Annotated in this window: 19 protein-coding genes and 1 pseudogene; 9 read left to right on the plus strand and 11 right to left on the minus strand. The window is 43.9% G+C overall.

Annotated features, from left to right (window positions below):
* Positions 1–121: 121 nt before the first annotated feature.
* The 6 genes from OSCIL6407_RS0124150 to OSCIL6407_RS0124175 all read right to left on the minus strand — a co-directional run bounded on the left by OSCIL6407_RS0124150 (position 122) and on the right by OSCIL6407_RS0124175 (position 7,100).
* Positions 122–1,066 (minus strand): OmpA family protein, encoded by a 945-nt coding sequence (locus tag OSCIL6407_RS0124150; RefSeq protein WP_007355360.1) that lies wholly within the window; start codon positions 1,064–1,066, stop codon positions 122–124.
* 620 nt (positions 1,067–1,686) lie between these two features.
* A complete protein-coding gene (locus OSCIL6407_RS0124155) occupies positions 1,687–1,899 on the minus strand; it encodes a hypothetical protein (RefSeq protein WP_007355359.1) in 213 nt (70 codons plus the stop codon).
* Between the two features lie 262 nt (positions 1,900–2,161).
* Positions 2,162–2,554 carry a response regulator gene (locus OSCIL6407_RS0124160; RefSeq protein ID WP_007355358.1) on the minus strand — a complete coding sequence of 131 codons (393 nt, stop codon included), beginning with the start codon at positions 2,552–2,554 and terminating at the stop codon, positions 2,162–2,164.
* 282 nt (positions 2,555–2,836) lie between these two features.
* The gene (locus OSCIL6407_RS36760) at positions 2,837–5,587 is read right to left on the minus strand and encodes a response regulator (RefSeq protein ID WP_020699934.1); all 2,751 of its coding nucleotides are present in this window, start codon (positions 5,585–5,587) and stop codon (positions 2,837–2,839) included.
* Between the two features lie 319 nt (positions 5,588–5,906).
* Complete coding sequence (locus OSCIL6407_RS0124170) at positions 5,907–6,146, minus strand: NifU family protein (RefSeq protein WP_007356646.1); 240 nt, start codon at positions 6,144–6,146, stop codon at positions 5,907–5,909.
* Between the two features lie 303 nt (positions 6,147–6,449).
* Positions 6,450–7,100, minus strand: coding sequence for a DUF3386 domain-containing protein (locus tag OSCIL6407_RS0124175; RefSeq protein WP_007356647.1), 651 nt, complete (start codon positions 7,098–7,100; stop codon positions 6,450–6,452).
* Positions 7,101–7,668: 568 nt separating this feature from the next.
* On the opposite strand from OSCIL6407_RS0124175, the gene OSCIL6407_RS0124180 reads away from it, so the two are divergent.
* A complete protein-coding gene (locus OSCIL6407_RS0124180) occupies positions 7,669–9,000 on the plus strand; it encodes an IS110 family RNA-guided transposase (protein ID WP_173401184.1) in 1,332 nt (443 codons plus the stop codon).
* Positions 9,001–9,068: 68 nt separating this feature from the next.
* On the opposite strand, the gene OSCIL6407_RS35585 is transcribed toward OSCIL6407_RS0124180, so the two are convergent.
* Complete coding sequence (locus tag OSCIL6407_RS35585) at positions 9,069–9,221, minus strand: hypothetical protein (RefSeq protein WP_019487775.1); 153 nt, start codon at positions 9,219–9,221, stop codon at positions 9,069–9,071.
* Positions 9,222–9,472: 251 nt separating this feature from the next.
* Between OSCIL6407_RS35585 and dnaK the strand changes: the two genes are divergently transcribed.
* From dnaK to OSCIL6407_RS0124205, 3 genes are all read left to right on the plus strand, one after another.
* On the plus strand, positions 9,473–11,392 hold the full coding sequence (gene dnaK / locus OSCIL6407_RS0124195) for a molecular chaperone DnaK (RefSeq protein ID WP_007355040.1): 1,920 nt from the start codon (positions 9,473–9,475) through the stop codon (positions 11,390–11,392).
* Between the two features lie 195 nt (positions 11,393–11,587).
* A complete protein-coding gene (locus OSCIL6407_RS0124200; RefSeq protein ID WP_007355041.1) occupies positions 11,588–12,451 on the plus strand; it encodes a DUF2726 domain-containing protein in 864 nt (287 codons plus the stop codon).
* A 176-nt stretch (positions 12,452–12,627) separates the two neighbouring features.
* A complete protein-coding gene (locus tag OSCIL6407_RS0124205) occupies positions 12,628–13,134 on the plus strand; it encodes a DUF4112 domain-containing protein (RefSeq protein ID WP_007355042.1) in 507 nt (168 codons plus the stop codon).
* A 75-nt stretch (positions 13,135–13,209) separates the two neighbouring features.
* Here the strand turns inward: OSCIL6407_RS0124205 and OSCIL6407_RS31935 are convergent.
* Positions 13,210–13,512, minus strand: a pseudogene (locus OSCIL6407_RS31935) (type II toxin-antitoxin system PemK/MazF family toxin); the annotation flags it as partial.
* A 68-nt stretch (positions 13,513–13,580) separates the two neighbouring features.
* Entirely contained in the window at positions 13,581–13,844 is a 264-nt protein-coding gene (locus tag OSCIL6407_RS0124215; protein ID WP_007355044.1) for a hypothetical protein, read from the minus strand.
* A 375-nt stretch (positions 13,845–14,219) separates the two neighbouring features.
* On the opposite strand from OSCIL6407_RS0124215, the gene OSCIL6407_RS0124220 reads away from it, so the two are divergent.
* From OSCIL6407_RS0124220 to OSCIL6407_RS0124235, 4 genes are all read left to right on the plus strand, one after another.
* Positions 14,220–17,159, plus strand: a complete 2,940-nt coding sequence (locus tag OSCIL6407_RS0124220; protein ID WP_007355045.1) for an amino acid permease — start codon at positions 14,220–14,222, stop codon at positions 17,157–17,159.
* Complete coding sequence (locus OSCIL6407_RS0124225) at positions 17,156–17,533, plus strand: response regulator (protein WP_007355046.1); 378 nt, start codon at positions 17,156–17,158, stop codon at positions 17,531–17,533. The genes OSCIL6407_RS0124220 and OSCIL6407_RS0124225 overlap by 4 nt, the downstream gene beginning before the upstream one ends.
* A gap of 244 nt (positions 17,534–17,777) precedes the next feature.
* Complete coding sequence (locus OSCIL6407_RS0124230; RefSeq protein WP_007355047.1) at positions 17,778–19,136, plus strand: hybrid sensor histidine kinase/response regulator; 1,359 nt, start codon at positions 17,778–17,780, stop codon at positions 19,134–19,136.
* A 74-nt stretch (positions 19,137–19,210) separates the two neighbouring features.
* The gene (locus OSCIL6407_RS0124235) at positions 19,211–20,242 is read left to right on the plus strand and encodes a hypothetical protein (RefSeq protein ID WP_007355048.1); all 1,032 of its coding nucleotides are present in this window, start codon (positions 19,211–19,213) and stop codon (positions 20,240–20,242) included.
* A 53-nt stretch (positions 20,243–20,295) separates the two neighbouring features.
* Here the strand turns inward: OSCIL6407_RS0124235 and OSCIL6407_RS0124240 are convergent, their stop codons facing one another.
* Both OSCIL6407_RS0124240 and OSCIL6407_RS0124245 read right to left on the minus strand, forming a co-directional pair.
* Positions 20,296–23,337 (minus strand): AAA family ATPase, encoded by a 3,042-nt coding sequence (locus tag OSCIL6407_RS0124240; protein ID WP_007355049.1) that lies wholly within the window; start codon positions 23,335–23,337, stop codon positions 20,296–20,298.
* A gap of 146 nt (positions 23,338–23,483) precedes the next feature.
* Entirely contained in the window at positions 23,484–24,659 is a 1,176-nt protein-coding gene (locus tag OSCIL6407_RS0124245) for a metallophosphoesterase family protein (protein WP_007355050.1), read from the minus strand.
* A gap of 134 nt (positions 24,660–24,793) precedes the next feature.
* Between OSCIL6407_RS0124245 and OSCIL6407_RS0124250 the strand changes: the two genes are divergently transcribed.
* The gene (locus OSCIL6407_RS0124250; protein WP_007355051.1) at positions 24,794–25,717 is read left to right on the plus strand and encodes a FecR family protein; all 924 of its coding nucleotides are present in this window, start codon (positions 24,794–24,796) and stop codon (positions 25,715–25,717) included.
* Positions 25,718–25,778: the final 61 nt, after the last annotated feature.

Below are 25,778 nucleotides of genomic sequence, written 5' to 3' on the forward strand. Positions count from 1 at the left end.
AACTAGCAATTAGTAATTAGCCATTAGCCATTAGCCATTACCAATTACCAATTACCAATTAGCCATTAGCCATTAGCCATTAGCCATTACCAATTAGCAATTACCAATTACCCATTACCCATTAACGTAGAGGAGCGATCGCAACTTCAATCCGGCGATTACGTTGGCGATTAGCCTCCGTTGTATTTTCCACCGACGGGCGACTTTCTCCATAGCCGATCGCCACCCAGTGATACTTCTCGCCAAGAGTCTTAGATAAATATTGTTCCACTGCCTGAGCCCTGGCAAAAGACAGATTTTGATTGTCCTTCACCTCCCCAGCATCGTCAGTATGCCCTGCAATGCGAACAGTAGCACCCTCATAGTTTTGCAAATCTGCAATCAAATTATCTAAAATTACGTTAGTTCCGGGGCGCAGAGCACTACTACCAACCTCAAACAAAACATCACTAGGGAGTGTCACCATCAGTGCATCCGCACTAAATACAGAACTGCGATCGCCACTAGATTCATCTGCATTATTAGCTTTAATGCCCGGAATCGGACTGCTATCCTTGCCAACAGCAGGCAAAGCAGGACTGGGCGCTGCGGCGGATGTCGATGTCCCTAACTCCTGTGACATCAATTCCAACCGCTTTTCTAAGCTTTCCGTAGGCTTACTACTGCCTAATTGTGTCTCCAGCGCCGCCGTGCGCCCGATCAGTGCATTTAATTCCCCTTGCAACTGTCTCAAGTCGGCTTGCAGTTTTTGCCTTTGTGTAGGAGTCAATTGCGAACTCGAAGGAGTGGGGATTGGTGAAGGAAGAATCGGACTCGGAGTTGGAGATAGGCGTTTCGGGCCCGCAGCCAGATTCTGAAATTGGCGTAGCAATTTTTCACTCAGAGGTATCTCAGTTCCAGCAGAGGGATATATTTGCGCGGCCGCTACCCCCAAAGCCCACGCAAAACCGCTTCCTACCCCCAGCAGCAGCAGTCGAAATATCAAGGACAGCACAAACAAGCCTGTTCCCGGCGACTTAGGGGCAGAACTCCGGGCGGCTGAAAATTTCTTTGGTGAAGATTTCACGGTTTTTCTCTTTCACTCTAGGGTAATAGCCCGACATTTTATAAAGCCTAGCAGAAGCTAGGCTTTTACTTTAGTCACAGAACTTTTCCTTTGCCAGTCTCCACTGTTTCCAGAAGGGTACTACTTTCCCCCTTGTCCTCTTCATAGCCAGCTTACAAAGACTTATGGCAACTGCCAAGACTCTTAAAACATTCCAAATTACTCAAATCTTTCGGCTGAGCCTGCTCCCTAACGAAGGAAGGACTCACAGCGAAGCCCTTATTTATATTCTATGTTCCTTTCCTTGCAGTAATTTCTCTTCCCTTCTTTCCCTAGTCCCTAACCCCTAACTGACGAAAGCAATTGCTCTATCATAGGACTTACACAAAAAACCCGGTTTCTGACCAAAATCATCGCTTTTTTCGAGAAATATTGACGCAGAAACCAGGTTTTTGACCGAGCGTGCGTAACTCCTATATCAGCTAATCTTACGAATCCCCGTGTATGCAAGACCGGGTAGTGTCAACCCTAACCAGCGATCGATGTATCGTTTTTAATCACCTTTTCCTTGATAGGTTGATTTCTTTCTTTTGTCCTCTAGTAAGAGCCTCTCTTAAAAATGTACCCAGTCTTATTTCCGACTAAGCAATTTCTACCTCATCGATAGTTCTTAATCTAGGTATCCAGGTAGACAATTTTACCAAACCATCTAATTTCTCGATGCTCTTATTAGGAGCTAAAACCATCTCCACCAGATCTGGCATTTCTTGCCAACATTCAGGACAGAACCAGTAAACGCTATTATGACGAGCGTGGCGGAGTAATTGAGAGGAGCAACAAGGGCAAGTATTCATGATATTTCTTAAACCAGATTTAGAACAGATTGATAATTGATTTCCACAAAAAAGTTACTAATGCGAAGAGAACACCTTGACTCTAGTTAAAGTCTGAGTATTCCTATTTCAACCGGGATGTATGTAAATAGTTATATTTGATACCAAATAGGCATCTTTTATACGATCCCTGACATATAATTGAAGTTATATATAAAATATGAAGAACTCGTGAAGGATAAGAAGATTGTTACAAAAGGTAAAATAATTTCACAATCCAGATTTACTCTTCGCTCCAACCCAGAACTTTTGCCATCTGAACAGGCAAGGTCAGCGGTTCAAAAGGCTTATAAATAACACTCACAACTCCCAAACTAGCAAAGTATGCACAGTCACCGGGCATTACCTTAGCAGTCAATAAAATTACCGGGATATGCTTGGTAGCACTATTAGCTTGTAACTGTTGAAAAGTAGTCGGGCCATCTTGGTCAGGCATCATCACATCCAAAAGAATAGCATCCGGCTGCTCAAGAATAGCTTTAGCCAGACCCTCTCCTCCAGAACTAGCCGTCAGGACTTCCCAGCCCCCCACCAGTTCTAGACTGACTTGAGCTACCTCCCGAACATCTTCTGCATCATCAATTACCAAGATCCGCTTTGGATTTAAGCTTAACATCTTTACTTAATATCTTTATGAGAGAGGGAAATTATTCTTAAAGCTTAGAGGGGCTTTGTGAAAAACCCGTGAATTATAGCTAGGGACTAGGGGCGCTTAGGCTAAGGACTAGGGAAGAAGGGAATAGAATCAGCAGGTTGCAGGTAATCCTGTGTTTGTGCCTGAACAAAATTTGCTCTGCATTATCTCTCTAGCTTTTTGTCAGTAATTATAAAAAAATTCAAGGTTTTGACGGATTTTTAAATATGTTTTTATTCGGATTCATGAGTTCGTCTTCGAGCCTTAAACTCCCATGACGCGATCGCGCCCAGCAGCTTTAGCTCGGTAAAGCGCCTCATCAGCAGCTCGATACAAAGCCTGCAAATCATTGCCATCAGATGGATACTCGGCAATACCAGCACTGAAACTGACTCGAAACTTACGGTCATCAGTATCTACAAATTCTTCACTCCTCCAATTAATTAGAACATCCTCAATGCTCTTGATCGCGTCCCGCTTTGCCATCCCGTACATTCCTACAACAAATTCCTCACCGCCCCAACGAGCCACCACATCTTGACCGCCAAAGGTTCGGAGCAATAATTCTCCCAAGCGCCGCAGCACTGTATCCCCCATCGCATGGCCATACTCATCGTTAACCTGCTTGAAGCAGTCTAAATCCAGCAGAGCAAAGCACAGGGATTGGTTGTGGCGATCGGCTAAGTGCAAAAATTGACTCAGGTCTTGAGTGGAACGGCGGCGGTTAGCAACTCCTGTCAGGGCATCGGTTTCAGCTCTGCTACGGAGTAGCTGGCTGCGCTCTAAACGATTGAAAATGCGGTTTACCAGTTCTGGGCCGACTATCGGTTTGGTTACGTAGTCATCTCCTCCAGCCGCAAAGACTTGATGTACCGTCTTGGCATCAGTATGGGCGGTGAGAAATAATATGGGTACTCCGCTCCAACGGGGATCGTTGCGAACGGTGAGACACAGCTCGATTCCTGTCAAATAAGGCATTTCAATGTCTAGAATTAACAGGTCGGGTACGACCACTTCTAGGGTTTCCCAAAACTGTCGCGGGTCATCCAGGGTTAAAGTTTTTACCCCCCAAGGTTCTAGCAATAACCGCAGAGCTGCTAGCATATAGGGGTCATCGTCTACTACCATGACTTTAGCTTCGGCAGTGCGGGAACGTCTGATCGCATCTAGCACTACCTCGATCGCCTGAGCCGGCAGCACTGGTTTCTGTAAAAATGCCCTTCCTCCTAGCCTAGCCACTTGTACTCGCTCAGTAAAATTGCCATGACGAGCGAACACCACTACAGGTACGGGCGGTGTGAGGTTGGTGAAGTCTGCGAGTAATTGATAGGAACTTTCCAGTCTAGTTATACTTTCTGACTCTGAGCTATCCCATCTTTGCTGATGCTGTTTGCAACTAGCAGTCGTTGGGCAATTAATCTTTTCGCTTTCTTTTTTCCCCTGCTCGAAAGTTTGCTGGCGATCGCCTTCCCTACTACCCCGTTCGCCATCATTAAGATTGAGGTCAATGAGTACAACGTCTGGATATAATGAATTACCGTTCCTGTTAGACGAACAGAAAGCCTCTCTCGCTACTGACAAATTCCTGACAACTTCCGTCCTCAGACCTTGCCTGTTTGCCTCTACAACTAACTCGTCAGTAAAAGACTCATCCTCATCCACGATCAGCAGCAAGGGAGATGGCGAGGAGAGGGAGGAGAGAGAGGATGGGGAGGATGGGGAAGGTGGGGAGGATAGGGAGGATAGGGAGGATGGGGAGGATGGGGAGGATGAGGAAGGTGGAGAGGATAGAGAGGATTTAACTCCCCCATCTCCCCCATCTCCCCTACCTCCCCCATCTCCCCCATCTTCCCATCTCCCCCGCTCTAATTCCTCGCGCAAAGTTGCTACTAACTGGCAAAGTTGGGGCGCTTGGTCTTGTTTGGGATCGCTCTGAAGCAAGTTTTCCATCTCGCGGGCCAGGCGCGAACCTTCTGCTAAACCGAAGGTTCCCAGGGAACCGACAAGTTTATGGGCTTCTTGACTTGCTTGCTGCCTTAGTTCGTCACTAAGTTGACCCAGGCTTAGGGCAACATTGGTTTGATCGAGGATGGCGATGCGATCGCTAATGCTACTTCTGAATCGCTCCCAAACTTTGGCTATGGCATCGCTTAAGGATGATTCTTTGCTGCTAAGGAGTGCATTGTAACTATTAGATTGTGTTACAATGCTAGCAGTTTCTGGGATGTTAATCCTATCTTTAAAACTACTACTATTTTCCAGTTCCGGTGGTAGCGAGGGCAGGGATAAATCTTCTAGTTGGGGAGTATTTAATTCCGAGTTTCCTATGATTTCTTGCCTTTTTTCCGGCTTGAGACGGTAGCCTAAACCGTAAACTGTTTCAACTAAATCCGGTGGCGCACCTGCTGCTTTTAACTTACTCCGCAAACCTTTAATATGAGCTCTTACAGTATCCTCTGCTGGCGGTTCTTCAAACGACCACAGATGATCTAAAATCGCACGGCGGCTGAAGACTCGCTGGGTATTACGCAAAAATAGTTCTAGTAGAGCGTACTCTTTAGGAGTCAGATTCAGAGGTTGGCTGTTGTAAATTACCTCATAGTTATTAGGATTGAGACGTAGTTTACCCGTTTCCAAAATTGGTGGTAATGCTGCGCTACCTCGCCTTAAAATTGCGCGAATCCGAGCCGAGAGTTCCAAAAAATCAAAAGGCTTAACTACATAGTCATCGGCCCCAGCATCAAGTCCTTCTATTTTGCTAGCACTGCTGTCGCAAGAGGTTAATAGAAGAATTGGAGTTGTAGTGTGTCGCGATCGCAGTTGGCGGCAAAGCGAGATCCCATCCAGTTTTGGCAGCACCACATCCAGCAATATTAAATCATAGGTAAAAGCCTCTGCATATTCCCATCCCGCTTGACCATCATAAGCTACGTCAACAGTATAATGTTGTTCCGTGAGCGTCGTGCTGAGGGCATGGGCTATATACTCGTCATCTTCTACCAGTAAAACTTTCATAATTAGTAATTGGTAATTGGTAATTGATAATTAGGAGCTGGAAAAATAATTCAGAAGCCATTATTCAGAAGAATTTGTACTGAATTCTGGCTCCTGAATCGTAAATTATTCTATTAGTAATTGGCAATTGGTGACAGTTTTCTACCAACTCGCAACTACCAACTACTAATAGGACTTACACAGTATCGGCTAAAAACAAAGCGTTGCGATTACTTCGCTGCGTTCGTAATGACCGAAATACGTTTTTCTTGTTCAGCCCTATATTAAGCAACTACCAACCACTAACCACTAACCATTAACCAATTACTCTAAGTTCGGCTTACATTACCTGTTCGACTTCGGCAATTTCGGGAATAGTTTCACGCAAGCGGCGCTCAATTCCCATTCTCAAAGTCATGGCTGAGCTGGGGCAAGAACCACAAGCTCCTTGCAATCGCAGTTGGACTACTGGGCCTTCAATCTCTACCAGTTCAACGTTCCCGCCGTCAGACATCAGGTAGGGCCGCAACTCATCCAGAACTTGTTCTACATTTTCTCTCGTGAGTGCTAGTGTTGTCATGTTTTACCTTGCAAATATTCCGCACAACTGATACCGATCTCGATCCTAGCGCTACTTGCTGTGAATAAACGTTTTTTCCTCAAACGAATTGCACCAAAAACTAGGTTTCCTGAAGAAATTGAGTTGCGATCGCAGTTTGTTGGTACTTGAACTCTAAAAATCTGTTAGCAAGTGAGTGCTAAGTATTTTTTAACTCCTAAGTCCCCGATTTGCAAGTGAACTCTTGCTTTAGCAGGACTGAGGACTTAAAGAAGAACTCAGCACTCAGGTCGGCTCTACAGGGGTTTGCAGGTCAAAACCAGACTAAACAAGGGCAGGTTCTAACAGTTTGACGTTAGAGTAGTTAAACTCAGTTGTTGTGACTTGTCCATCTTCTTTAGAGTGAATCACCTGTTTAGTCATCACGTAGTAGTCGCCAATTTTCTCAAAGGTATCTTGAAATTCAAGTTCTTTGAGGATGTCTCCAGTCTGAGGGTTGCGGAAAACGGCATCGTAGCGGCTGGCTAGAGAGCCTTCTGGTGTTTCTAAGCTTTCGTGGGTATCAATCACAAAGGCCATCCGACCCATAACTCGGCTAACTTGAGAAATTAAAAGGCCTCGGATTTTGTAGTTAGACCCCATCGAGTCACCTTTAACCAAGATTTCCACAGCTCCGTCGCTATCGGTTTCGCCTAAGCTAAAGCTATTATTGCCGTGAGATTTCTCAAACGATCCCCGTTTGCGGTGGGTTACAATATCCCGGAGTTGAGTGTAAACGCTTTGCTGCACTTCTTCGTCTTCGATACCGCTGACTTCTACGGTCATGTCTGGTTTGATTGCAATATGGCCGGTGTAGATTTCCTCATTTTGCTTGAGTTCGACATCAGCGCTGTAACCGGGAAAGTTTGAGTCCCAGGTGTATCGATGTTCGTAGGCGGCGCGAAATAAGTCGCGAGCGTTTGCTTGCTCAGTCATAAAATTCTCTTAGTCTCAATATTTCTTCTAGTTTAGAAAGCTTTAGCAATTTTTGTGGGATACCGCCGAGACAGTGGCGCGAGAAATAGTCTTCTGCCTTGTGCCTTGTGCCTTTCTCCTTCGGCCTTCTTCTCTATTGGTGTCAACTTAACGTTAAACCCTTAGTCCGCCAGGGGTTAAAACCCCTGTCTCAAAGATCAAGTCCTCTGAAGAGGACTAAGAAGACTTTGAAACTTAATTAGTCCTCTTCAGAGCGTTCCACGGGCCCGGCGTGCCCGTTATGAATCACAGAAACAGTAAAGCTAGCCCAAAAGTTGCCAGTCGGATATATTATCCCTGTGTCCTGAGAGTCAAAGACCGACAAATCAATAGTGCGATTTTGAGCCTGATTCAGAGCGTGGTCGTGGGCATGATGATTATGACATTGGTGAAGGGCTATTACCCTATCCCGTTGAGGAGAATCTAAGATCACATCCGCCCACCAATCGGGACACTTCCTTTCGTTCGAGCGCCAAGAGGAGTCATCTAAATGATCCGATGCAAGATAAGCAAACCTGTTGCGGGTGAAATGTCTAATTTCACCCAGATTAACCCAAATGCCGCAGGTATAGATATTGGCTCACAAGAACACTGGGTTTGCGTTCCACCTGATCGAACGTCACAGAATGTACGTAAATTTGGCTGTTTTACCCCTGACTTAATCGAGATGGCCTCATGGTTAGTGGAATGTGGGATAGACACCATCGCGATGGAATCGACAGGAGTCTATTGGATACCAGCCTTTCAAATTTTTGAAGCCAGGGGTATCGAAGTCAAACTGGTGAATGCCCATCACGTCAAAACCGTACCGGGCAGAAAAAGTGATGTGTTGGATTGTCAATGGTTGCAACAGCTACATACTTATGGTTTATTGTCCGGTTCCTTTCGTCCTGATGACCAAAGTTGTGTTCTACGTAGTTACATTCGCCACCGCGATAACTTAATCAAAAGCAGTAGCAGCCACGTACTGCGGATGCAGAAAGCATTAATTCAAATGAATCTGCAACTACATAAAGTCATCAGTGACATCACAGGAGTCACTGGGATGGCAATTATCCGCGCCATTGTAGCTGGAGAAAGGAATCCTCAAGTCTTAGCTAATTTGAAAAATTCTCGGATTAAAAGTAGTACCGCAGATATTGCTAAAGCCTTGAGTGGAGACTATCGAGTTGAGCATATATTTGTGTTAAAACAAGAGTTACAACTCTACGACATCTATCAAGAGCAAATTGCTAGCTGCGATGTGGAGATTGAGCGATATTTAGCTAGCTTTGCTAGCGAAGAAAACCATCCTCCACCAGACCCTCCCAAACGGGGTAACAGAAAGCCCAGAGGTCACGAACCCAATTTTGACTTGCGCCATCAGTTGTATCGGATTAGTGGAGTAGATTTTACTCAAATCCCTGGTTTTGATGTCCTCACAGTACAAGCTCTGCTCTCGGAAGTCGGATTGGATGCTACTCGTTTTCCCACTGTTAAGCATTTTTGTTCTTGGTTAGGGTTGTGTCCGTCTGCGAGGATTACAGGCGGTAAAGTCAAAAGTTCTCATACCCGTTGTGTAGTTAATCGGGCTGCTAATGCCTTCCGTTTAGCTGCTCAATCTTTATCTCGCTCTCAATCAGCTTTGGGGGCTTTTTATCGTCGGTTACGAGCCAGATTGGGCGCTCCAGAGGCTAATACCGCTACTGCCCACAAGCTAGCCCGCATCTTCTATCACCTCTGGAGTACAAAAACCGCTTATGCCGATTCAGGTGCTGACTATTACGAACAGAAATATCGACAACGTATTGTCTCTAAGCTGGAGAAAACAGCTCAATCTCTTGGGTTTGAGCTGGTTGCTTGCGCCTCAAAACTAGATTGAGTTTCTGAGGAGGACTTAAGTTATTAGACAGGGGTTTAACCCCTGGCGGGTTTGAGCTTAATTTGACACTAATGCCTTCTTCCTTCTTCCCTCTTCCTTCTTCCTTCTTCCTTCTTCCTTCTTCCTTCTTCCTCACCTACGACGGCAAATACAACCAGACAGATACGGTTTGCCTCCATGTCCAAAGCGATCGCTCCCCTTACATTAGTAAGAGTAAACATTCAGCAGTCTAAAGCTGTGGCGAAAGCAATCAGTAAGTAGTCTAACCGTCCCTGTCCAGGTTCGGTAAACACACCTTCATCAAAGCTCGAAACGCCCACAGTATATAGATATGTCACCTATCTAAGACTGTATTAAAGCTGGATTAACTGCCGATACACCCTACGGGGTGAAAGTTGCAGTCCCAAACCACCCGCAAATCGGGTAGATAGATAGCCAAAATTTTTGTAGTGATTGGAGCCGGAACACCCCTATGGGAAAAGTAGTTGGAATTGACTTAGGTACGACTAACTCCTGCGTCGCAGTTATGGAAGGCGGTAAACCCACCGTCATTGCCAACGCCGAGGGGGGTCGCACAACTCCTTCTGTAGTCGCATACGCCAAAAATGGCGATCAGCTAGTGGGACAAATCGCCAAGCGTCAAGCGGTGATGAACCCCGAAAACACTTTTTACTCTGTCAAGCGGTTTATTGGTCGTCGGGTGGACGAAGTAGCCCACGAAACTACTGAAGTTTCCTACAAAGTCCTCAATGTCGGTAATAGCCTGAAGCTGGACATTCCCGCACGCGGTAAGCAACTTTCCCCAGAAGAAATTTCTGCTCAAGTGCTTCGCAAACTCGTAGAAGATGCTAGCAAATACCTGGGCGAAACTGTCACCCAAGCTGTAATTACTGTCCCTGCTTACTTCAATGACTCTCAGCGTCAAGCTACCAAAGATGCTGGCCGCATTGCTGGGATTGAAGTGCTGCGGATTATCAACGAACCGACAGCCGCCGCTCTTGCTTACGGTTTAGATAAAAAGAGCAATGAAACTATCCTTGTATTTGACTTAGGCGGCGGTACGTTTGACGTATCAGTGCTAGAAGTTGGCGATGGCGTATTTGAAGTATTAGCAACTTCTGGGGATACTCACTTAGGTGGTGATGACTTCGATAAGAAAATTGTCGATTATATCGCCGCAGAATTCCAAAGAGCTGAAGGTATTGACCTCCGCAAAGACAAACAAGCTTTGCAACGGTTAACTGAAGCGGCAGAGAAAGCGAAAATTGAGCTTTCTAGCGTTACTCAAGCTGAAATTAACCTGCCATTTATTACCGCGACTCAAGATGGCCCAAAACATTTGGACATGACTTTGACGCGGGGCAAATTTGAAGAACTTTGTGCAGATTTAATTGACCGCAGTCGCGTCCCAGTTGAAAATGCTCTCCGCGACGCTAAGTTAGATAAGGCTGCGATCGATGAAGTTGTTCTAGTTGGTGGTTCTACTCGTATCCCCGCAGTTCAAGAACTGGTGCGCCGGATTTTGGGTAAGGAACCTAACCAAACTGTTAACCCGGATGAAGTGGTGGCTGTTGGTGCTGCTATTCAAGCAGGTGTGCTTTCCGGTGAAGTCAAAGATATCTTGTTGCTTGACGTTACCCCGCTGTCTCTGGGTGTGGAAACTTTGGGCGGTGTGATGACGAAGATTATTCCCCGTAATACCACCATTCCTACTAAGAAGTCGGAAACTTTCTCGACTGCTGTAGATGGCCAAACTAACGTGGAAATTCACGTTCTGCAAGGCGAACGGGAAATGTCTAACGACAACAAGAGTCTGGGAACTTTCCGCTTAGATGGCATTCCTCCTGCACCTCGTGGCGTACCTCAAATTGAGGTGACATTCGATATCGATGCTAACGGTATTTTGAATGTGGCTGCTAAGGATAAAGGTACTGGTAAGGAACAGTCTATTAGCATTACTGGTGCTTCTACTTTACCAGGCAATGAAGTTGAGCGGATGGTGAAGGAAGCGGAGGCGAATGCTACTGCTGATAAGGAACGTCGCGAACGGATCGATCGCAAGAATCAAGCTGATTCTTTAGCCTATCAAATCGAGAAGCAGTTAGCTGAACTTGGTGATAAGGTTCCTGCTGCTGATAAGACTAAGATTGAAGGGTTGATTAAGGACTTGCGAGATGCGATCGCGAAGGAAGATGACGATCGCATCAAGACGCTGACGACGGAACTGCAACAAGCTTTCTATGCTGTTAGCAGCAACCTTTATCAGCAAGCAGGTGGTGATGGCGGCCCTGGCGGCCCTGGTGGCCCTGGTGCTCCTGGTGGTGGCGCAACTGGTGGCGGTTCCGCCCCTGATGATGTGATTGACGCTGACTTTACTGAAGCGAAGCAGTAATTGATAGGCGATAGGAAATTCACTCCTATTGCCTGTGCGATCGCTTCTTTCCCCCTGAATTTTCAGGGGGTTAATTTTTAGGTATGTTGTTGCACTTTAGCGCAAAGACAGCGTTGTTGAAGTGAGCGATCGCACCGTTTCTGTCAGAGTTTGAGATTAAGTTGCTGTAAAATGTAGGTCTTGCTTTAAGAAAAAATGAGTAACTGTTTCCTTGATCGCTACGAAGAAATCACCTATGAGAAACTGCGGGCTGTCTGCGAGCCTTACAACGCTCATGTTTTCTCCAAAGTGCGTCTAGCAGACATATTACCTGTAAATAAAAGTGGTTTGTCAGACAATGATTTTCGATTTGCACTGCAATCTCATACAGACTTTCTAGTTACTAATTCAAAGTACGAAGTAGAATTTTGTGTTGAGTTTGACGGTTCTAGTCATAATAAACCAGAGCAAATCAGGAGAGACAATCAGAAAAATGCTCTGTTTGACTACTTTAAAAAAACCTTACTACGGATCACATCCAAATATCTTGACCCTAAATATAGAGGGTTGGATTTACTAACATACTTTGTTGAAGTTTGGTTTATTAAAAAACACTTTTACGAATCACAGGAGCGTGGCGATCTACCATTTGATGAGATTTTCGATCCTGCTTTCATTTTTGATGATGGTAAACAGCAATTTCCATATTGGCTTTCTCTTGAACAACAAGTTATTATTCAGAAGCTTTTTGAGGAAGGGAGGGTGGCACAACCTGCCCCGTCTGATTGGGTAGGTATAGATTCAGATAATAACTATCATTGTCTTACTTGGCTCTTGATTAAACCCGATACCGCTATATATGTGAAAATAGATATGCGTAATCAAAGATTTTGTGGTGTTATCACCAGTGATTTACTTGTTATGATTGCGGTATGTGAGCTCTATGAGGAATTAAAAATACTTCTTTCAGGCAAATTGGAGGCTCCTCCACGTTCGGCTTTGGAGCAAGAACTAGATTTTTACCGTCAGTCGTACAAATTGTGCCAAACTTCTAGTTGTGAAATATTAGGCTCTAGTTAGTTTAGATTAGTAGAGACCAATAAGCTAACAACCCCAATGCACGCGACCGCTGATAGGTTCTATTTGTAAACGTTAGAGGTTATGTGCGGTGTGTAAGTTTAAGGTTTAGGTTCCTAAATTGTTTGTCAAACCCTTTATAAATTCAACGCTAAAAAATCCAAAATCCAAAATTAATTATGACTCCCAGAAAACCTTCACCTATTAACCCTCCTCACCCATCCCACCTTGCTAATTTGCGGCGGATTCGGCAAATTAGCCATTTACTTGACAATGCAATTGGTATCCCTGGTACAAGATATCGGATTGGAATCGATCCCATCTTAGGAATTGTACCCGGAGGCGGCGATTTTGTAGCAATGGTTTTCTCAGCTTATATGATAGTGACAGCCGCTCAAATGGGACTATCGCAGGAAAAACTGGTGCAAATGGTTTCTAATGTTATTGTAGATACCTTTGCGGGTACTGTTCCAGTAGTAGGAGATTTATTTGATGTAGCCTGGAAATCTAATATCAAAAACTTAGAATTGCTAGAGGAGCATTTAGGTTCACCTCAGACTGGGACAGCCGTTAACTGGTGGTTTGTGGGTGCATTATTGGGGGGATTGTTGTTAGTAATGTTATTAATAATTTCCTTGAGTGTGGCGATAATTGGCTGGTTAGCAAGTGCTTTATTCGGTGGATGATTTAGGTGATGGGAATGTTTAAATAGAAGTGCGAACGACTAAAAAACGATCTCATTTCACCATAAACCTTAATAATCAATATCCAATCATCCTGTGAATGCCGTTCAAAATTGGTTCGTATTGTTCAGGTGTCAGACGACCCCAATACTCAGAAATTCGTGTTATATCTAACATCCGAATTCGATCCAACAAAGCAATAGAAGCCTGACGCAATCCCCCTGTACCTGCTGGAAATCGTGGATACAAATCAGGGGAAACATTCGCCCATCTTTGCCCTCTATCTGTTGTCATCGGTACTACGATTACCACCTCAAAACGAGGTACTCCTAAAGTAGCTGGTAAACCTACAATAATAGCAGGTCGATAACCTTCCTGTTCGCGGCCTCTAGGGTTTTGTTCGGGGAATTATGCGGTTACAATGTCCCCAAAATATAATGAAGTAATTGTCATTCGTCAAGTATTACTAATCCGACTCCTTCAATATATTTTACAGGCTTACCTGACCCTAATTCTCCCGGTTCCCATTCGTAGGGTTCATATTTTCCCAAGCGCCCCAAGTCGCTGTTAATCCAATCATAATCGGCTTCAATTTCTTTCCAATTGAGGATTCTCAAGATTTTTTCAAGGCGCTCAAATTCGGCAATGGGAATTTGGACAGCAATAGGTTGCTGATTTTCGTCAACCACATAACTCTTAGTAATGTTCAGCATTTTGCTAACTCTGTGGAAACATAAACTCATTTTAAATCAATATCTCCTAATTTAAAGCAATTTGCTGACAAAAATATTTAAGCGTGCAATAATCTCGCCCATTCCTCCAATTTCTTTGTAATATCCCAAGTCCCCAAAACCGAACGACTTAATCGGGTGAGAGCAAGTCCCAGAAAAAACACATCATCATTCAAGGGAACCTATGGCGATTATTTTTCAGAAATAGCTAAAAACTTGGGTTAGGATAATAGCAATCAGGGCTCTGCCGATCGCAAGAAACTAGCAAAAATACTTAACAGAAAATTTAACTCTATAACTATAAAACTGAATATCTGGGTAGCAACTGCAACATCCAAAAAATAACAGGTAAAACTGATGGCGACAGACATCCGACACCAGACAGAAAACGGCTACCAGTCACAAATAACTCAGCCTTCCTCAAGAGAAAATCTTAACAGGCGATCGCTCATGCGCCTCCCCCGAAGCCTGAGTGCCATCGAAACATCCGGCTTTGGTCTTACGGGTCATGCCAATTGGTTTACGATCGCCACAGTCATCCAAGCAAGCATGGGGCCTAGCGCCATCTTTATCTGGTTGCCCGGTATTCTTATGGGCATGATGCTCAATCTACAGGTAAAACGCATCGGCGAGTATTTCCCAGATATGGCTGGGGGAACACCCAACTATACCGCCAGACTGCTAAAAAATTATCCAGGTCTGGGAAGCTATGCAGCGATCGGCTACCTTTTAAGCTGGGTAGCAACACTGCCAATTTCTGCGATCGTACTAACCCAACTAATCAAAGTCAACCTCAATAGTTTAGGTTTTAGCTGTCCTGAAACTTTATTAAATATCACCTTCACACTTATAACCTTCATTCTGACATTCAGCGGCACCCGCGCCTTAAGTATTCTGCACGCCTTTTTTGTGTTGCCAACGGTGGGCGTATTATCCGTTTTTTCCATTCATGGTCTATTCTGGTTAGCTTTTTCTCCAAACAGTCCCGGATTTTTCCCCGCGACTTGGCCAGCATTCACCTTTATTGACTGGGCTAAGTGGTTTTACTTTGGTACGTACATTTTCTACTGCTGTGACTCCACTGCCAGTTTCGTAGCTGATAGCCGCAACCCGACTAAAACCTTGCAATTTCTCAAAATTTCCGCAGTGGCGATGCTACCTGTAATTTTGGGAGGTTCCTGGGTACTGATGCGCTTGGCCACCGCTCCTGGCCTGAAAGATGACGTATTCTTAAATGTATTAGCTGCCTGTCAGGTATTATGGGGGCCTTGGGTTCCCACCCTTGTCACCTTTCTAGTAGTGGCTAGCTGTCTTCTAAGTTGCGCGACAATTGTTTCCAACTGCCCCCGTATGTTGTACCAACTTGCCGTAGATGGACATATTTCGCCCACATTCGCAGTTGTATCCCGACGGGGCGTATTTGGATTTGGGCTGGTCTTTGTTTTGGTTCTCAGTTTAATCTGTCTAGCTTGGGGAAATGTGCCTCGGCTGGTGGCGATTACTAATGTTGGCTTAGTTGTCTGCCTGATGATGTTCCATCTCTCACTGTGGCTGCGGCGGGATCGACCCGAAATTCGCTGGCCTTGGTGGTCTCTTGCTTTTTTCGTAGTAGATGCGGTGGTTCTAGTCGTGGGAGGCTTGGCTTGGGGTTGGCAAGACTTTATCATTGGGTTGTTTTTTCCCCTTGCCGTTTTAGCAGTAGAGGCAGGGATGAGTCGTATTGCTTTTGCACCTTTCCATCCCTCCTGGTGGATTCGGCGTTACCGCAACAGCAGCCAGCGCAAAATCCCAGATTTTGTAGCGTCTCAGGTTGTAGTTTTAATCTTACTGATCGTTAGCGCCGTTGCGATCGGCTGGATTTTTGGCTTCAAATTATATGCTAACTCTACTGTTGGCTTGAATTTATTGGTAGTGCTACTCGTGACAGTTGCTTTTGTGGCGGTGGCGATCGCCTGCTGGACGAGTTTACCCCAAGTCGTCTCAATGGATGAAGCACGAGAGGGAGCAGAACAGCTATTTACCATTGCCCTAGATGCTATTGTCGTGCTGGATGAAAATGGTGTAATTTGTCAGACTAATCCCGCTGCTGAAAGCATTTTCGGAATAGATGCTACTGGGCTAATTGGGTCTCACCTAAAGAAATTTTTACCCGGATTAGGGGCTCAGCCGGAGCAGTGGCTCAGCCGTAGCGAACAAACTTTCAAGTTGTCCGATGGTAGTTCCCGCATTCTGGAAGTTGCGATCTCCGACCGATTTTCCCAAGATGCTTCCCTTTCCAATCAGGATCTGCAAGAATATGTGGCGATCGTGCGCGATATCAGCGATCGCAAACAAGCCGAGGAATCCCTGCAAAAAGCTAATGAGGAACTAGAGATCAAAGTCGAAGAGCGGACATCTGAACTCACTCATACTGTAGAGCAATTACAGACTGAAATTGAAGAGCGCCTGCGAATCGAAGAAAATCTCAGAGCTATGCAAAATCAGATTGTTGTTCAAGAAAAACTGGCTTCTCTGGGCAGTTTAACCGCAGGAATTGCCCACGAAATCAGAAACCCTTTAAACTTTGTCAACAATTTCTCAGAAGTTTCTACTGAATTAACCGAAGAACTATTTGCAGAACTGGAAAATCAAGGAGAACGCTTAGAACCGGATACAAGGGAATATATTTCTGAGCTATTAACCGATCTGCAAGCAAATCTTAAAAAAATTAATCAACACGGTCAAAGAGCCGACAAAATTGTTGGCAATATGCTTTTGCATTCAAGAGGACAAAGCGGCCATTGGGAAGCCACAGATATTAATAGTTTATTGGCAGAATATATCAATCTAGCCTATCACGGAATGCGAGCTAAGGAAGATGCTTTTAACATTACGATAGAAACCGAATATGACAATGAAATTGGGGAGGTAGAGGTCGTACCACAAGACATAGGTAGGGTTTTTCTTAACATTATCAGTAATGCTTGCTATGCACTTCATAAAGAGAAACAAGAAATGCCGGAAGGGTTTTCACCTCTACTTAAGGTGAAAACTAGAAATTTGGACGGCCGGATTGAAATCCGTATTTTCGATAATGGCCCAGGTATAAAACCAGAGGTACTCGATAAAATTTTCAATCCCTTTTTTACTACAAAACCAGCGGGGGAAGGTACTGGTCTAGGTCTGTCTATCAGTAACGATGTTGTCGTCCAGCAACATCGCGGAGAACTAAAAGTCGAAACAGAAATAGGTAATTACACAGAGTTTATAATCACATTGCCAAAAAACATAGCGAGGGTTAAGGAGTTAAGAAAATGAAAGTAATGGTTGTAGACGACGAAGAAGATATTCAGTCTTTATTCAAGCAAAAGTTTAGAAAAGAAATCAAAGCAGGGCAAATTAATTTTAGTTTTGCCTTGTCAGCAGAGGCTGCATTAGACTACTTAGAAAACCACGAAGAAGCTTCTATTGTCTTGATTTTGTCGGATATTAATATGCCAGGAATGAATGGGCTAGAATTGCTCAGAATCATTAAAGAAAAGTTTACCGATCTAAAAGTTTTTATGATTACTGCTTATGAAGATGAGAAAAATTACCAAACTGCAATAGCTTATGGAGCTGATGACTATATCACTAAGCCTGTTAATTTTGACGCGCTCAAAAATAAAATAGTTAATCTTAGCATAAATTAATGATTGGTAATTGGTAATGGGTAATGGGTAATTGGTAATTGGTAATTGGTAATTGGTAATTGGTAATGGCTAATCGCTAATTGCTAATTGCTAATTGCTAGCTAATGGAAGACAGGCTAATTACCATCTTCCTCATCTTCCCATCTCCCCCCGCCCCCCCGCCCCCCCGCTCCCCCTCTCTTCCTCTCTTCCTCTTTCCCTAGTCCCTAGTCCCTAGCCCCTAGCCCCTTCTTAAGAGCCTAATATGCCAGCAAAAATATTATTTGTAGATGATGAGCCAGATTTAGAATCTCTAATTTCCCAGAGATTTAGAAAAAAAATTCGTGCCGAAGAATATCAAGTTTTTTTTGCATATAATGGCGTAGAAGCCCTCGCTAAGTTACAAGAAGAACCCGATATAGATATTGTCTTGACTGACATTAATATGCCAGTTATGGATGGGATCGCGTTGTTAGGGAAGCTGAATGAGATAGCTTCCCTAGTCAAAACAATAGTTATATCGGCTTATGGAGACTTGGGAAATATTAGAAAGGCGATGAACGCTGGGGCCTTTGATTTTTTGACTAAGCCGATAAATTTTCAGGATTTAGAAATTACAATTAACAAAACATTGTCCCATGTACAACAGTTAAAGGAAAATGAGCGCTCTCGCCAAGAAAGAGAGGAAAAATTACGGCAATCAGAAGCACGAGAGCGACAAAAAGCCATCGAATTAGAATTGGCACTGCAAAATTTACAGCGCACTCAAGCTCAGCTTATTCAGACTGAGAAAATGTCTAGTTTAGGACAATTAGTTGCGGGTGTTGCCCACGAAATTAATAATCCTGTTAACTTTATCTATGGCAATTTAACTTATGTCAATCAGTATACTCAACAGCTATTAGATTTAATCAACCTTTACCAGATTGAGGCCAATAATTACCGTAAAATCGAAGCTTTAATTGAGGAAATAGAGCTAGAATTTATCAGAGAGGATCTCCCTAAAATGCTGTCTTCGATGATGGTGGGGGCAGAACGTATCCGTAAGATTGTACTGACGTTGCGGAACTTTTCCCGCCTTGACGAAGCTGAGATCAAACCAGTTAATATTCATGAGGGAATTGATAGCGCTCTCATGATTTTGCAGAGTAGGATCAAGGTTAAACCAGATTGTCCCTCTATCCAAGTCATTCAAAAATACGGGGATTTGCCTAAAATAGAATGTTATGCCGGTCAGTTGAATCAGGTATTTATGAATTTACTGAGCAATGCAATTGATGCCTTGAATTACTATGATAAAGAACGCAGCCCGGAGGAAATTAAAAATCAGCCTAGTACGATTACGATTTGTACTTGTATGCTGAATCGTGATTGGGTGAGAATCTGTATTAAAGATAATGGGCCGGGGATGACGAACGATGTAAGAAATCGGCTATTTAGCCCTTTTTTCACAACTAAACCTGTGGGTGAAGGTACGGGATTGGGTTTATCTATTAGCTATCAGATTGTAGTGGATAAGCATGGGGGAGAGTTGATGTGTTTTTCGCAGCCAGATCGGGGTGCAGAATTTGTGATTGAGATTCCTGTTAGGCAAAGCGATCGGGTACAGATGAAGGCAAGTTAAGGAGAATTAATTAAAAAATCAGGGGAAAGTCTGGTAAAATCTATATCGCGATCGCATTCCCCAATTTCTCTGTAATGCCTGAAGTCCCTCAAACACCGAACGACCTAGCTGAAGCCCTCAATGGCCTCACCGACCTCAACTTCCAACTGCCAGATCCCGAAGACTCAGAGCTTCCAGAGTTTGATTTTCAAGAGCAGCTTGACAATGCTTGGAAAGTGTGCGATCGCTTCGATCTGCAAACTGATATCTGGCGGGGGCACATTCTGCGAGTGGTGCGCGATCGCGAGAAAAAAGGCGGCGAAGGACGCGGTACTGGCTTTTTAAACTGGCTAAAAGAACGCGAAATCAGTAAAAGTCAAGCTTATTCCCTGATCGAATTAGCCAACAGTGCTGATACCCTGATCGAACAGGGACATTTAAATACAGATGCGATTAGAAACTTCAGTAAACGGGCATTTATCGAAACAGCCAAGGCCTCCCCAGAAGTGCAGCAGATGGTCACGGATGCGGCCTCGAATGGCGATCGCATCACCCGCCGCGAAGTGCGCCAATTGACCGATGAATGGACAGCAATGAACTCAGAATTGTTACCAGATGAAGTCAAAGAAAAAGCCTCTACGGGTTCTCTTCCGCCCCGCTTTCTCGCGCCTTTAGTTCGAGAAATGGAAAAATTGCCGCCATCTCATCAAGTGGAAATTCAAAAAGAAGCCGCAGAAAATCCCGATGTTGATACTGTTAAACAGCTAACTTCAGATGCGCGAAGTTTATCTAAATATTTGGATGCAGCGGCCCAAGTGCAAGCTTTAAATCAGTCCCATTTAGATATGGAAATGGCTTTAGAAGAAGCTTTGCGAATAGGATGTTTAAATACGGCGGCTGATGTGGTGAAACAGGCGGCTCAATTGGAGCAAACTGTGGCTAAACTTTACACAGTTTGGAAACGTTTAAGCGGTTTAGCAGATCGGTTATATGTTGATACTGGCGCGAGTACCCCTAATTTACGCTTGCTTTTAAGTTGCCTAGATAGTATTTCAGGGGAAGTGATCGAGGTAGGTTTGGGAGATGGCGAGCGGACAATTAGGTTGCAAATCTTATCGGATTCTTAATCGTAAATTAAAGTTGCCATGATGAATCAATAAATCCATCTATAGCAACCGCTTTAAACTTTTTCAATTTCTATTTTAGAACCTTGGGGAGATTTATAAACCTTAATTTGTGTAGGCAATCGCTCTCCCAATCCTCGAACGTGGGTAATAACTCCAATTAAACGATCTTGCTGGCGCAAAGATTCCAAAATTTGAGTAACGCTTTCCAAGGTTTCTGCATCCAAAGTACCAAACCCTTCATCTAGGAATAAGCTACCTAATTGAGCGCCTTGGGATAGCTTTTCTGACAAAGCTAAAGCCATCGATAAAGAAGTAGCAAAAGTTTCACCACCGGAAAGAGTTCGCACGCGCCTAAGTTCGCCGCCATTCCAGTTATCTTCAACCCAATACTCGCCATCTTGAATTTTAAGAGCATAGCGAGTTTCTGTTAGTTCTTGCAAAATTAATGTAGCGCTGGCAACTAATTCTGCTTCCAAATGTTCTAAAATATAAGCTTGAAATTCATTAGTTTTGAGATTCTGAGCTAAGGTATGATAAGTTTGTTCGTGTTCTGTTAAAGTTGTAATTTGGGTTGACATCCTTTCCGATTGCTCTAAATTCTGTTCTGCTACCTGAATCCAGGCTAATAATTCTGCACGGCTATCGTTAGCTTGTTTAAACTTTTGTTCAGCAGTAATTTTGGCAGTTCGTAGTTGTGTCAATGTTATTTCATCGGTGGTTTTTGCACCGATAATATCGCTTAAATCTTTGAGCCGCGTTTCTAGCTGAATTTTTGCGTCGCGGTGTTTGCGAATAGCTGTTTCCCATGCGGATTGTTGTTTAGCGTCAGCACCCGCTGCTATAAATGTCTCCTCTGTGAAATTAGAGGTTTTGAGTTTAGACTCCCAGGCAATATTTAGCTGTTCATTTTTAGCTAGTGCTTGCTCATTAACATCTGTGGCTTGTTGGTATCTTTCTACTGCTTGAATGACATTGTTATTGGCAGTTTGATAAGAATTATCGGCAGCTTTCAGCAGTTCATTTAAGTTTTGCTTGTCTTTTTCTAAAGCTTTTGCTAAAGTAGAATAAGGTTGATTTTCGGTGATTTCATAGAGTTTAGTTGCCACCTCTTTTAACTGCTCTTGGCGGCGATTAACTTCTGCGATCGCGTCTTTATTTTCTGCTTGTTTCCCTAAATAAGTAGCTTCTGCAAACTGGAACGCTTGTTGAGCTTTATCAAATTCAATTGATACCTGTTGCCAGTGTTGCTCGACTTCCCGGTACTTGCGATCGCTCTCTTTAAGTATTGCTAATTCTCGCTCTAATTCCTCCGCTTGCCATTGAGAAGTTTCTAAAACTCGATAAACTTGTTGCTGCAATTCAACAAGTTTATTCTGTGTTAATTTTAACGTCTGAGCAAGTTCTAATTGTTTCTGCTGATGTCCAGAAAGTGCTGTTTTTGCTTCGGTTGTGGTAATTTGAGCTTGTTGAAATACTTGTTGAGCAGTAGCAAAGCGCGATCGCAAAGGGGCTACATCTATAATATTAGATTCCGGCAATGGTGGGAGGCGATCGCTCTCTGGATGCACGCCCCCGCATACGGGGCAAATATCGCCAGCATTGAGCGACATTCGCACCGCAGCAACACGATCTAAACGCGCCGATTCAACATTAACTGCTTCTGCCGTTTCTAAGTCGAATTGGCATTTTTTCAGGGATACTTCCGCTACTTCCAACTGTAAGGTAGTTTCCACATAATTTTGTTGGGCTATTTGCCAATCTTGCTCGGCTTTTGCTAACTGCTTTTGCTCAGTTTTCGCCTGTTTTTCTATTAGCTGAAATTCCATCAATAAGGGTGAAATTTGATTCAATAGCTCTAAACGTTTGCCTCCAGGGGAAAGCTGTGAAAGCAACGCTGTTGCTTGTGCGACTTGAAAACCAGCACCCTGAATTTTGCTATTAGCAGCTTGCAAGTCTTTCTCTAGTGCCTTTAAAGAGCGAAATTTTTCCTGTTGAGTATTTTGGGCGATCGCGACTTCTCTTTCCAGTTGAGATCGCTGCTCTTCATATATTTTACCAGCAGCGAGAGCATCTTCACGAGCTTTGAGTTGAGGCGCGATCGCTTCCTGCTTCGCTCTCGCTGCGTCAAGTTGCTGCTGCTGTACCGCCAACTGCGATCGCGCTTCAATTAATCGCTTTTGGGCTAACTGTGCAGCATTTTGGGCGGTTACGCATTGGTTTCGCGCTTCTTTAACTAAAACCCAGTCTCCCTGTAAATGATTAGCAATTTGCGCTCTTTCTAACCGTTGTACAAAAGTTTCGATATCAGATGATTTAGCATTCAAAGTAGTTAATTCTGCGTGTAAATCTCTGAGGCGAATGATTTGATTAAATAAAATTTCTTCTTCGTCTAACATCTTCTGAGCAGTCATAACCGCTTGATTAAGAGTCGGTAATTCTTGCTCCAAACTAATCAGATGTAATCGCTTTTCTTGTACTTCTTCCGCCGCTGGTGCATTTAATTCAGCCAGTTGGCGTTCCACCATTTCTCGTTCATCTTTAAGTAACTTAGCTAGTTCATTTGCCCGCTTCCGCATCTGCTCAAAAATCTCAAATCCAGCTAGCTGGCGCAGAATTTCCCGGCGTTTTGCCGTGTCGCCTTTAAGAAATTCATCAAACTTACCTTGTGGCAACACTATCACCCGCGTGAAAGTGTCAAAATCCATCCCTAAAACCTGTTCAATAGTTTTTTTAGCAGCATCAATGCTAGTTTCTATAGTCTCCCATTCACCATTTTGAAAAGCTTCTAACAGTACCTTATTTTCAGGAGTTTTCGGGCGGTATCGCCACCTCCGCGTCACCCGATACTGTGCATTACCTACTGAAAAGTGCAACTTAACTTTTAAAGTTTCGCTCCCTTGACTTACTAGATCGCCTATTTGTTTTCCACTGCGAATTGTAGTACCGAAAAGAGCGTAAGTCATGGCATCAAGCAGGGAAGATTTTCCCGCACCTGTTGCACCCGTAATGGCAAATAAATCGAGTTCAGAAAAATCTAAACGCTGTTCGCGGCGAAAGCTAGTAAATCCTTCTAAATAAAGTTCAATTGGTCGCATAATTGGTAATTGGTAATTGGTAATTGGTAATTGGTAATTGGTAATTGATAGTAGGGTGGGCGCTCGCCGCAAAAAGTATTTGTCATAACCTAAGATGCTTGTCGGCGAGCGCCCACCTTACGTTTGTTACAGTTAACAGTTAACAGTTAACAGTTAACAGTTAACAGTTGATTATACAATTTTTCAAATTCCTCCAAGACTGCTGGCTTTGGTGTTGTTCCCAATTTGTTCTGATAATAGTTGCAAAACTCTTCTAGCGGATCGAATTTATTTGGGTCTATATTAGTTACTTCCGCCAGGCTTTCTTGCTGTAATTCTGGATACCGCGGTTCCACTAGCAGCGCTTGCGAACAAATTTGGCGCACTCTATCAGCTAGTCCCAGTTCAGGACTCTGCATTTGTACAATTACCTTCAAAAATCCGGGGTGATATTGATTTGCTTCTAAAGTTTTATCTAAGTTTTCACTATTACATTTAAGCACTTTTAATGGTCTCTGGCAAATTAAGGGTTTAAATTCTACTTTGGCGGCACTTCCCGGCTCTAATTCAATCAAAACAAATCCCTTTTCTTGCTCGGCTTCTCCAAAGTCTAACTGAATCAAAGAACCTGAATAATAAGCAGGAGAATTTTTAGCTATGCGTTGGTGAATGTGGATGTGTCCCAGGGCAATATATTGAGCTTCTGGCGGTAAAGTTTGCGGTGAAAGCAGATATTTATCTCGCGTATAATAGGGTGCTTCTGATTTAGCTAATCTAGCCCCATCAATGCTAAGATGTCCCATGAGGATATTAACAGTATTATCCCGAAAATTGCTGGTTAAATCTTCTAGGAGATCGGCAACAAGTTCTCGGTAACTAGAGCGGCGATCGACATCATCTTTGTGCCAGAAAGCATCAGCATCTAAAAGCCTTTGTTCTGATGCAAAAGGCATGGCTCCCACACAGAGTTTACCGCTATTTGTATTCAGAATAATTGTGCCACCATCTGCCGCGCGGCGGGGTTTTCCCAAAGCACGAACGCCAACATGGGCAAGCAATTGAGCGATACTATCGGTGCGCGAGGCGGAGTCATGATTGCCTGCGATCGCGATCGCGGGAATACCAGCTTCTTGCAATCCGCAGAAAAATTTATAAGCAATGCGTTCAGCATAAGCTGGCGGATTGGGAACGTCGAAAATATCGCCAGCGATCAGAACGGCATCCACTTCTAAGGTTATTGCTTGTTTGAGCAGTTGATCTAAAGCAGAGGCAATTTCCGGGGTGCGGTCAATACCTCTAAAACGTCGTCCGAGATGCCAGTCGGCGGTATGAATTAGTCGCATAGCATGAAGAGCTTTTTACTTATTTTAATACTTATTGATTTTTTTGTACCGCCTATTACCGGAAAGCCAAGATTAAGGCATGATAATCACAAGGGGTGCTCAATAATCTTAGCAATTCTGTGTGAGGAGTAACTATGGATACCAAGCCAATGCTTTTACGTTTTTCGTTTTTTTTACTTGCTGCGTCTGCGGTTTGGGCTGGTTTTTCCCAGCATTTAACTGCCATTGAAGCAGCTTCGGCTATTGGGCCAAATCAACTTTCTCCTAGCGGAATGGAAACAGAGGGGAGTGCGATCGCAACTTCTCAAAGTCAGATAATTGCCCAGCAAGGACAAGTTAAACAAGGGGAAGTATACAAACTGATGAACGGCGGCGCGACGCGCACCCGCCAATCATCGGCGGTTCGTGCGAAGACGAACCCCAGAACCGACTTAATCCCTCGCGATATTCTCACAACCGATACTACTGCCAAAGCTGAAATCTTGTTCAAACAGCAAGATACAATCGTGAGATTGGGAGAATCTACGAGTTTTGTGTTCCCTGAAGGCTTGCGGGAATACCAGCTCAATAACGGTACAATTGTGAGTATGATTCGTCCCGGAAAAGGCGGCGGGACTGTGAAAACGCCCCAGGCATCAGTGATAGCAAGGGGTACGGGGATGTATATTCAGCAGTGTTCGGATCGAAAAGTTGCTTTGTTTGCCATTCTCACAAATAATAATGCCGAGGTTGAACCTACGCGGGTGGTGAATGGAAGAGGCGATCGCGTTTCTTTGCGGGCCGGGCAATTAGTGAGAGTCGTTGATGGTACAATCCAATCAGTTCAAACTTTTAACTTGCGATCGTTTTACCAAAATAATCCTATGGGTGCAGGTTTAGGCCCGAATCAGGAAAACGTTGTGAATGAATCACCTACTGATGTTCAGCCGGTGTTCAGAGAGGTTCGCCAAGAAACGATCGCAGCGGTGAACAGTCAATCTGAAGGGAGTTTCGATTTTCCCAATGGCATACCTAATGTTTGCGGGAATGGACAAGCGCCTGTGAGAGGTCTTTGGTAATACTGATGTAATACTAATATTTTACACTATTGTCAAAAACCTGTAGGGGCGGGTTCGCCAA

Origin of the sequence: Kamptonema formosum PCC 6407, assembly GCF_000332155.1 — a bacterium.
GTDB classification, from domain to species: Bacteria; Cyanobacteriota; Cyanobacteriia; order Cyanobacteriales; family Microcoleaceae; genus Kamptonema; species Kamptonema formosum.

What these genes read in the sequence shown, in the direction of transcription:
- OSCIL6407_RS0124155 (WP_007355359.1), bottom strand. Translation starts at nt 1,899, where the DNA reads ATGAATACTTGCCCTTGTTGCTCCTCTCAATTACTCCGCCACGCTCGT.
- OSCIL6407_RS0124160 (WP_007355358.1), bottom strand. Translation starts at nt 2,554, where the DNA reads ATGTTAAGCTTAAATCCAAAGCGGATCTTGGTAATTGATGATGCAGAA.
- OSCIL6407_RS36760 (WP_020699934.1), bottom strand. Translation starts at nt 5,587, where the DNA reads ATGAAAGTTTTACTGGTAGAAGATGACGAGTATATAGCCCATGCCCTC.
- OSCIL6407_RS0124170 (WP_007356646.1), bottom strand. Translation starts at nt 6,146, where the DNA reads ATGACAACACTAGCACTCACGAGAGAAAATGTAGAACAAGTTCTGGAT.
- OSCIL6407_RS0124175 (WP_007356647.1), bottom strand. Translation starts at nt 7,100, where the DNA reads ATGACTGAGCAAGCAAACGCTCGCGACTTATTTCGCGCCGCCTACGAA.
- OSCIL6407_RS0124180 (WP_173401184.1), top strand. Translation starts at nt 7,669, where the DNA reads ATGTCTAATTTCACCCAGATTAACCCAAATGCCGCAGGTATAGATATT.
- OSCIL6407_RS35585 (WP_019487775.1), bottom strand. Translation starts at nt 9,221, where the DNA reads ATGTTTACTCTTACTAATGTAAGGGGAGCGATCGCTTTGGACATGGAG.
- dnaK (WP_007355040.1), top strand. Translation starts at nt 9,473, where the DNA reads ATGGGAAAAGTAGTTGGAATTGACTTAGGTACGACTAACTCCTGCGTC.
- OSCIL6407_RS0124200 (WP_007355041.1), top strand. Translation starts at nt 11,588, where the DNA reads ATGAGTAACTGTTTCCTTGATCGCTACGAAGAAATCACCTATGAGAAA.
- OSCIL6407_RS0124205 (WP_007355042.1), top strand. Translation starts at nt 12,628, where the DNA reads ATGACTCCCAGAAAACCTTCACCTATTAACCCTCCTCACCCATCCCAC.
- OSCIL6407_RS0124215 (WP_007355044.1), bottom strand. Translation starts at nt 13,844, where the DNA reads ATGCTGAACATTACTAAGAGTTATGTGGTTGACGAAAATCAGCAACCT.
- OSCIL6407_RS0124220 (WP_007355045.1), top strand. Translation starts at nt 14,220, where the DNA reads ATGGCGACAGACATCCGACACCAGACAGAAAACGGCTACCAGTCACAA.
- OSCIL6407_RS0124225 (WP_007355046.1), top strand. Translation starts at nt 17,156, where the DNA reads ATGAAAGTAATGGTTGTAGACGACGAAGAAGATATTCAGTCTTTATTC.
- OSCIL6407_RS0124230 (WP_007355047.1), top strand. Translation starts at nt 17,778, where the DNA reads ATGCCAGCAAAAATATTATTTGTAGATGATGAGCCAGATTTAGAATCT.
- OSCIL6407_RS0124235 (WP_007355048.1), top strand. Translation starts at nt 19,211, where the DNA reads ATGCCTGAAGTCCCTCAAACACCGAACGACCTAGCTGAAGCCCTCAAT.
- OSCIL6407_RS0124240 (WP_007355049.1), bottom strand. Translation starts at nt 23,337, where the DNA reads ATGCGACCAATTGAACTTTATTTAGAAGGATTTACTAGCTTTCGCCGC.
- OSCIL6407_RS0124245 (WP_007355050.1), bottom strand. Translation starts at nt 24,659, where the DNA reads ATGCGACTAATTCATACCGCCGACTGGCATCTCGGACGACGTTTTAGA.
- OSCIL6407_RS0124250 (WP_007355051.1), top strand. Translation starts at nt 24,794, where the DNA reads ATGGATACCAAGCCAATGCTTTTACGTTTTTCGTTTTTTTTACTTGCT.